Source organism: Acidobacterium sp. S8, assembly GCF_009765985.1.
GTDB lineage: Bacteria > Acidobacteriota > Terriglobia > Terriglobales > Acidobacteriaceae > Alloacidobacterium.
On record NZ_LMUM01000037.1, the window covers coordinates 953,080 to 961,024 of the forward strand.

Genomic DNA, 7,945 nt, shown 5'->3' on the forward strand with positions numbered 1-7,945 from the left:
AGATGGCACAAGGGTTTTGTGCGCTTGCGACCTGTCTGGTGCTTGCGGGCTCGGCTGCGCTGGCGCAGGTTTCGAGCTATGGCGATAAGCAGATGGGTGATCCGGCGAGTGATCATCTGCCGACTGTCCTGAACAAGGTCAGCATCGTGCAGCGATTGAACACGCGGATTCCGCTTAACGGAGAATTTCGCGATGAGAGCGGCAAAGCTGTCAGAATCGGCGATTACCTGGGGAAGCGGCCCGCGATTCTTGCGCTGGTGTATTACAACTGCCCGACGCTGTGTTCGGAAGAGCTGGATGGACTCACCGGGGCGCTGGAGATGGTGAAATTCCGGCCCGGCAATGATTTCGATGTGATCGTGGTGAGCATCGATCCCAGCGAGACGCCGCAGATAGCAGCCAAGAAAAAGGTTTTTTATCTCAAGCGCTATGGGCATCCGGAGACAGCGAACGGCTGGCACTTCTTAACGGGAGAGCAGCCCGCCATCAACGCGCTGGCCACGGCGACCGGCTTTGGCTATGTGCGCGTACCCGGACCGGACGGGAAGATGACGCAGTTTGCGCATGCCAGCGCCATTCAACTGCTGACTCCCGACGGGAGGCTCTCGCAGTATTACCTTGGCGTCGAATATTCGCCGAAAGATTTGCGTATCGGGCTGGTAGAAGCTTCTGAAGGCAAGATTGGATCGCCGGTGGACGCGATTCTGACGTATTGCTACCGCTATGACCCGATGTTGAACAGGCACAGTCTGGTCGTGGCCCGCGTAGTGCAACTTGGTTGCGTCCTGACAATGTTTTGCCTGGGCGGATACATGGTGGTTATGTTCCGGCGTGATTTGAAGCAAAAGAAAGCCATGCCGTTACCAAACTGGAAAAACGTGATCGGATAAAAGGGAACGATGCATTTCATCAGTCCAGTACTTTGGCAGTTTCTAGTTAATTGGCTCACGCACTTCGCGCTGTTTCCGCCCGAAGCCTCTGAGATTGCGCCTTACACAGATTCGCTTTATTTCTTCCTGGTGCTGATCTCGCTGGTGGGCATGACGGTGGTCGTGCTGCTGGTCGTGCTCTTCTCGGTCATGTACCGCAAGGAACGCAACCCGGAGCCGACGCAGATCGAGGGCTCCACGCTGCTTGAGGCCACCTGGACGATCATTCCGCTGGCGCTCTTCATGGTCACGTTTGTCTGGGGCGCGCTGCTTTACTTCCGCATCTACAACCCGCCGACCAATGCGATGAACATCTACATCGTCGGCAAGCAGTGGATGTGGAAGGCCGAGCATCCGGGCGGCCAGCACGAGATCAATGCGCTGCACATTCCGGTCAACCGGGCAGTGCAGCTCACCATGATTTCGCAGGATGTTTTTCACAGCTTTTCAATTCCGGCATTTCGTGTAAAGCGCGAAGTGATTCCAGGGCGCTATTCGACGGTGTGGTTTAAGGCAACCCAAATCGGCACGTATCATCTCTTCTGCACACAGTATTGCGGCACGCTGCATTCGCAGATGATCGGCCAGATTGTCGTCATGACGCCGGACGATTACGAAAAATGGACGAACGGCTCGACCAGCGGCGCTTCCCTTGCGCAGAACGGCGAAAGGCTCTTTGCCAGCCTTGGCTGCAGCTCCTGCCACTCGGGCAATGCGGACTCACACGGCCCGAGCCTGGCGCAGGCGTACGGCGGTAAAGTGCAACTGGCGAATGGATCGTTTGCCACCGTGGATGATGCCTTCCTGCGGGATTCAATCCTGAACCCGACGATGCACCAGATTGCAGGCTATTCGCCGATCATGCCGACCTATCAGGGACAGGTCAGCGAAGAAGGTTTGATTGATCTCGTCGAATACATTAAGAACTTAAACTCAAACTATCGTGTCCAGCAGACGTTGACCACGAGCACGGTCCAGAGCACGACGCCAGCAGCGCCGGCGGCAGGGCAGGGGATGGTGAAGCAATGAGCACAGCTACAATCGTCAAGCTTCCTCCGCAGGAGACGGCCAGTCTTCCCAAGAGGTCGTATCTGAACAGTGAGTATGGACTGAAGAGCTGGCTGCTGACGGGCGACCACAAGCGCATCGCGATCCTTTATCTGATCTCGATCACCTTCTTCTTCTTTATCGGGGGCGCCATGGCTGGTTTGATCCGCCTGGAATTGCTGACCCCGCAGTCTGACCTGATGGCGACCGACACCTATAACAAGGTGTTCACCATGCACGGCATCATCATGGTCTTCCTGTTCCTGGTGCCATCGGTTCCGGCGACGATCGGCAACTTTGTCATCCCTATCATGGTGGGAGCCAAAGATCTGGCTTTCCCTAAAGTGAACCTGCTGAGCTGGTACCTCTATATTGTGGCCGGAATCTTTACTATCTCCGCTCTCGTACTTGGAGGCGTAGACACCGGCTGGACATTCACCACACCGCTAAGTACGCATTATCTCAATACGCATGTCATTACGGCAGGCCTGGGAATCTTTATCGCGGGTTTTAGTTCCATCTTTACCGGACTGAACTTCATCGTGACCATTCACCGCATGCGCGCTCCGGGCATGACGTGGTTCCGGCTGCCGCTGTTTTGCTGGTCGAATTATGCAGCTTCCATCCTGATGGTTCTGGGTACGCCGGTGCTGGCGATTACGCTGGTGCTGGTCATTCTTGAACGCGCCATCGGCATTGGCGTCTTCGATCCGGCCAAGGGCGGCGACCCGCTGCTCTTCCAGCATTTGTTCTGGTTCTATTCGCATCCTGCCGTGTACATCATGATTCTTCCGGGCATGGGTGTCATCTCTGAAGTCATCAGCACTTTCTCGCGCAAGCGCGTTTTCGGCTATACCGCGGTTGCGTTCTCCTCGGTCGCAATTGCCGTCTTCGGATTCTTTGTCTGGGCGCACCACATGTTCATCATGGGTGTCTCGAATTATTCCGCACTGGTCTTTTCGTTGCTGACGATGCTGGTTGCGGTGCCTTCGGCAATCAAAATTTTCAACTGGGCAGCAACCTTATACAAAGGCTCGATCACTTTTGAGACGCCCATGCTCTATGCCTTTGGCTTCATGGGGTTATTCACCATCGGCGGCCTTACCGGTGTCTTCCTCGGTTCGCTGGGTATGGACATTCATCTGACTGAAACCTACTTTATCGTTGCGCACTTCCATTTCGTGATGGTGGGCGGCATGCTGATGGCGTTTCTGTCCGGCATCCACTTCTGGTGGCCAAAGATGACAGGGCGTATGTATCCGGAAGCGCTCTCGAAGCTGGCCGCGCTCACCACGTTCATTGGATTCAACCTGACCTTCTTCCCGCAGTTCATCGTGGGCTATCTAGGCATGCCGCGCCGCTATGCCGCCTATCCGCCGGAATTCCAGGTTCTGAACGTGCTTTCGACTGCCGGGGCCACCGTGCTGGGTATCGGGTATCTTCTTCCAATGCTCTATTTGACCTGGTCGTTGAAGTACGGAAAGATTGCCGGCAGCAATCCGTGGCAGGCAACGGGCCTGGAATGGCAGATTCAATCGCCGCCTCTGACAGAAAACTTTATCGAAACGCCACTGGTAGATCATGAGGCATATGACTACGAGTGGCTGGCACACCAGACGGAACACGAGGTGCAGACCGTTGGATAGTCACGTGATCGCAACCCAGCCTGTGCACGATGCGCATGAGGCCCATGCCCACGCGCCTTACCTGCGTCACCACTTTGAAACGGTGGAGCAGCAGCGCGAAGCATCGAGCTTCGGCATGTGGCTCTTCCTGCTGACCGAAATCATGTTCTTCGGCGGCCTGTTTACGGCCTACCTGATTTACCGTAACTGGTACTATCCCGCGTTTGTGGTGGGCAGCCACCAGCTTTCGATCGTGCTCGGCACTATCAATACGGCCGTACTGATCTGCTCCAGCTTTACTATGGCCATGGGCGTCTACAGCGCAGAGATGAAGCGCCGGAAGGCACTCGTAGGCTGGCTGTTGGCGACGATCATATTGGGCGGGGTCTTTCTTGGTATTAAAGCCGATGAATACCACGAGAAGTGGGAAAAGCATCACGTCCCCGGACTGAACTTCAGCGTCCAGGACTTTACACACCCCACGGACGCTGAACCGGCGCTGCCCCTGGACATGGCGCAGAAGACGCAGGTGTACTTCTCGCTTTACTTCGCCATGACCGGCATGCACGCGCTCCACATGGTTATCGGTATCTCAATCCTGTTGGTGCTCGTAGTAAAGGCGTGGGGCGGGGCCTACACCGCGGGCCATATGACGACGATAGAAAACTTCGGCCTGTACTGGCACTTTGTCGATATCGTCTGGATATTCCTCTTTCCATTGCTTTATTTGATCAGTCGTCACCAGTGAGGATTTGAAAAACCAATGACCGAGCCTACACGTCGCGAGCAACTCGACCAGGAACCGACCCACCATGAGGAGCACATCGTCAGTCCGAAAGTCTACGGTCTGATTTTTGGAGCACTGCTGATCTTCACCGCGCTGACGGTGGGAGCGTCCTACCTCGAGCTGGGAATATTCAATCCGATTGTGGCCATCGCCATTGCCGTGACGAAGGCAGTCCTGGTCATTTTGTTCTTCATGCACATCAAATACAGCTCGCGACTCACCAAGCTAACTGTTGCCGCCGGTTTTTTCACTTTCCTCGTTCTAATTACCATGACCATGACGGATTACATCAGCCGCGCATGGGGGCTTTGGTAGGCGACCACGTTTTGAAAATTGCGGCGACCTGCGGGTCGCCGTTTTCCTTTTTGCGCTGATCAAAATCTGATGCTTCCAGATTGTCGGGCATACGGACTTGAGCATCTACCATCATCAAAGCGATGACTCAAGCCGATGCCTTGCCCGAAATTTTCCGGCCTTACGTCGATGATCCGCGAGTTACCATTCGTCGTGGCGGCGAACCGCTCAAAGACGGTAAATGCATCGTCTACTGGATGCAGCGTGCTCAGCGTGGCATCGATAATCCTGCACTCGATCTTGCTATCTCGCTTGGCAATGAGCTGGGTCTACCGGTCATCACATACTTTTCTGCGATTTCCAATTTTCCCCACGCGAATCTGAGGCACTACGTTTTTCTGAATCAGGGCCTTCCCGATATTGAGGAGGATCTCGCAGAACGGAATGTTTCTTTTGTGGTGCGAAGGCCTCCACACCATCAGCTCGAACGTCTTCTGCAGGAAGTCGGCGCGGCACTTGTCGTTGGGGATGAAAATCCCTGCCGCGAGCCCGAGCGTTGGAGAAGAGTGCTGTCGCGGCGTCTACAGCTGCCCTATGTCACCGTCGATGCCGATGTTGTTGTGCCGTCAAAGCTCTTTCCGAAACATCAGTATGCTCTGCACATCATGAAGCCAAAACTGTATGCCGAGCTGCCGAAGTATCTGGTGGCCCACCCGAACAGGAAGGCGCAACACGCTTGGAAGCGGCCTGCCAACTTTGCATTGTTCGATGTGCGAGAGGACGTGACCAAAGGCTGGAAGGAACTAGACCGCAGCGTGCCGCCGGTCGATACGTTCGTCGGAGGATCGCACGCGGCCACAAAACGTCTAAAGGATTTCGTAGAAAACCATCTGCATGCGTACCCGAAGAAGCGCAACCATCCCGAATGGGACGGGACGAGCCGCCTGTCACCCTATCTGCACTTCGGACACATCAGTCCGGTCACGATTGCGCTGGCCGCGCAGAAAGCTGTTGATCAGGGTAAAGCTACTCAGGACTCCTATGATGTTTACGTGAATGAGTTGATCGGTTGGAGGGAAATTTCGGTCAACTTTGTGAAGTATGTACCCAACTATGACTCGCTGGAGTGCGCGCCGGAATGGGCACAGAAAACGCTGCGCGAACATGCGCGCGACAAGCGGGAACCGCAATACGCGCTGGAAGAATTAGAGCAAGCTAAAACCTACGACGAACTGTGGAACGCCGCGCAGATGCAGATGATGAAGTACGGATGGATGCATAATTACCTGCGCATGTACTGGGCGAAGAAGATCCTCGAATGGTCACCTAATCCGGCGAGCGCTTTCGAATACGCGGTGATTCTGAATGACAAGTACGAGTTGGACGGTCGCGATCCAAATGGCTACCAGGGCATAGCCTGGGCGATCGCGGGCGTGCATGACCGGCCATGGTTTGAGCGGCCTGTATTTGGAACGATTCGCTATATGTCTGGAGCTTCTACCGGGAAGAAATTCAATTCGAAGCGCTACATCGAGAACATTGCAGACGGCAACTGGAGTGGCGATTAGCTGAACCAAAGTAACTTTGCGTTCCGCAGAGCTTCCCACATAATAAAGCCACTTTCCGCAACTTAGAGTAAGTCACTGGACATGCTTCTGCGCCTGTCTATGGCGCAGAAGCGATTTTCCCTGTGTGCGGACTAGGGACTCATGGCAACGATTCGCTGCTGGAAGCTGGCCCTGTGGGCCTCAATGGTCGCACCGGGTTGCGGGCTGCTGCCCGCACAGCAGACGCAGCATCCGTCCTTGCCAAAGCCCGCGCGGACCTCGCAACGCTTTTTATCGCAGCGCAGTCTCGGGGCCGCCGCCGAATCCAGTCCAGCGGAGATGTTGCAGCATGCACGCCAGCAGCATCGCGATTTGGCTGCGGCATCTTCAGGCCCAGCATCGCTCAATGCTCCATGGGTATCGCTGGGCCCATCTGCGGTGCAGACTTCGAACTACGGAGAGGTGAGCGGACGCGTTACCAGTATTGCCGCCGATCCCTCCAATTCGAATGTTGTTTATGTCGGCACAACCGGCGGAGGGGTCTGGAAATCGAGTAATGCTGCAGACTCTTCGCCTACCTTTGCACCGCTTACCGATACGCTTCCCACATCAAGTAGTTGTTCGGCGCCGATTCTGGCGTCGTTGAGCATCGGTGCGCTTACAGTGCAGCCGGGCGCCACAGGTGTTGTGCTTGCGGGTACGGGGGATCCAAACGACTCGCTGGACTCCTATTACGGTACGGGCATTCTTCGATCCACTGATAACGGAAAAACGTGGTGCCTGATTCCGAACTCCATGGACGCCTTTTACGGGGCGCTGCGTGGGTTCTCTTTTCGCGGGCTGGGCTTCGCGGGATTCGCCTGGAGCACTCTGAATTCGCATCTCGTGGTGGCCGCGGCCGCCAGGTCAGCAGAAGGCGATGCGGTGAATGCCACCAGCGCCAGCAGCTTCGCAGGCCTCTACTATTCCACTGACGACGGGAAGACGTGGCTGCTTGCCACCATCGAAGACGGGTCGGAGAAAATTATTCAATCGTCCCAGGGCGCGTCGACCGGCGATCCCGGCAATTCGGCAACATCCGTCACATGGAATCCCGTGCGGAACAAGTTTTATGCGGCGGTTCGCTATCACGGCTATTACGAGTCTGCGGACGGTATTACGTGGACACGCCTGGACAATCAGCCCAGCCTATCGACACTTTTTTCAGGGCAATGCCCTGCCAATCCAGGCGGTGTCGGCTCTCCGGCATGCCCGATCTTTCGTGGAACGATTACTGCGCAGCCAGTGACCGGCGACCTTTTTGCTCTCACTGTCGACAATGCGAATAACGACCAGGGGCTTTGGCAGGATCAATGCAATCTGAACAATGGCGGATGCGCCTCTGCGACCGTGACATTTTCTCAGCAGATACAGGATGCTGCGATCGACGGCGGTAGCGGAACGGTAATTTCGCAGGGAGACTACGATCTTTCTCTCGCGGCAGTGCCCGCGCTTGGCGATACGCTGCTCTTCGTCGGGACGCGCGATATTTTTCGCTGCAGCCTGCTTAATAACTGTGCCTGGCGCAACACTACGAATGTCGACGGCTGCGCGGCTGCCAGGGTCGCGCCCTCGCAGCACGCATTCGACGCAACTTACGCCGCAAGCGGAGTCATGTATTTCGGAAATGACGGAGGTTTGTGGCGGACGCCGGATGCTGTAAATCAACAGCAGCCC

The 7,945-nt window shown here is 55.7% G+C and carries 6 protein-coding genes and 1 pseudogene; all 7 read left to right on the forward strand.

Going from position 1 to position 7,945, the window contains the following annotated elements; translation table 11 throughout:
* Positions 1 to 2 precede the first annotated feature (2 nt).
* Positions 3 to 890, forward strand: coding sequence for an SCO family protein (locus GSQ86_RS22780; protein ID WP_158752421.1), 888 nt, complete (start codon positions 3 to 5; stop codon positions 888 to 890).
* 9 nt (positions 891 to 899) lie between these two features.
* The gene (coxB, locus tag GSQ86_RS22785; RefSeq protein ID WP_158752422.1) at positions 900 to 1,958 is read left to right on the forward strand and encodes a cytochrome c oxidase subunit II; all 1,059 of its coding nucleotides are present in this window, start codon (positions 900 to 902) and stop codon (positions 1,956 to 1,958) included.
* Positions 1,955 to 3,622 (forward strand): cytochrome c oxidase subunit I, encoded by a 1,668-nt coding sequence (ctaD, locus tag GSQ86_RS22790; protein WP_158752423.1) that lies wholly within the window; start codon positions 1,955 to 1,957, stop codon positions 3,620 to 3,622. The genes coxB and ctaD overlap by 4 nt, the downstream gene beginning before the upstream one ends.
* Before the next feature lie 4 nt (positions 3,623 to 3,626).
* Positions 3,627 to 4,349: a cytochrome c oxidase subunit 3 family protein gene (locus GSQ86_RS22795; RefSeq protein ID WP_254062570.1), complete on the forward strand. Its 723-nt coding sequence runs from the start codon at positions 3,627 to 3,629 to the stop codon at positions 4,347 to 4,349.
* Between the two features lie 15 nt (positions 4,350 to 4,364).
* A complete protein-coding gene (locus GSQ86_RS22800; protein WP_158752425.1) occupies positions 4,365 to 4,703 on the forward strand; it encodes a cytochrome C oxidase subunit IV family protein in 339 nt (112 codons plus the stop codon).
* 122 nt (positions 4,704 to 4,825) lie between these two features.
* A complete protein-coding gene (locus GSQ86_RS22805) occupies positions 4,826 to 6,250 on the forward strand; it encodes a deoxyribodipyrimidine photo-lyase (protein WP_158752426.1) in 1,425 nt (474 codons plus the stop codon).
* A 141-nt stretch (positions 6,251 to 6,391) separates the two neighbouring features.
* A pseudogene (locus GSQ86_RS22810) lies at positions 6,392 to 7,945 on the forward strand (hypothetical protein); the annotation flags it as partial.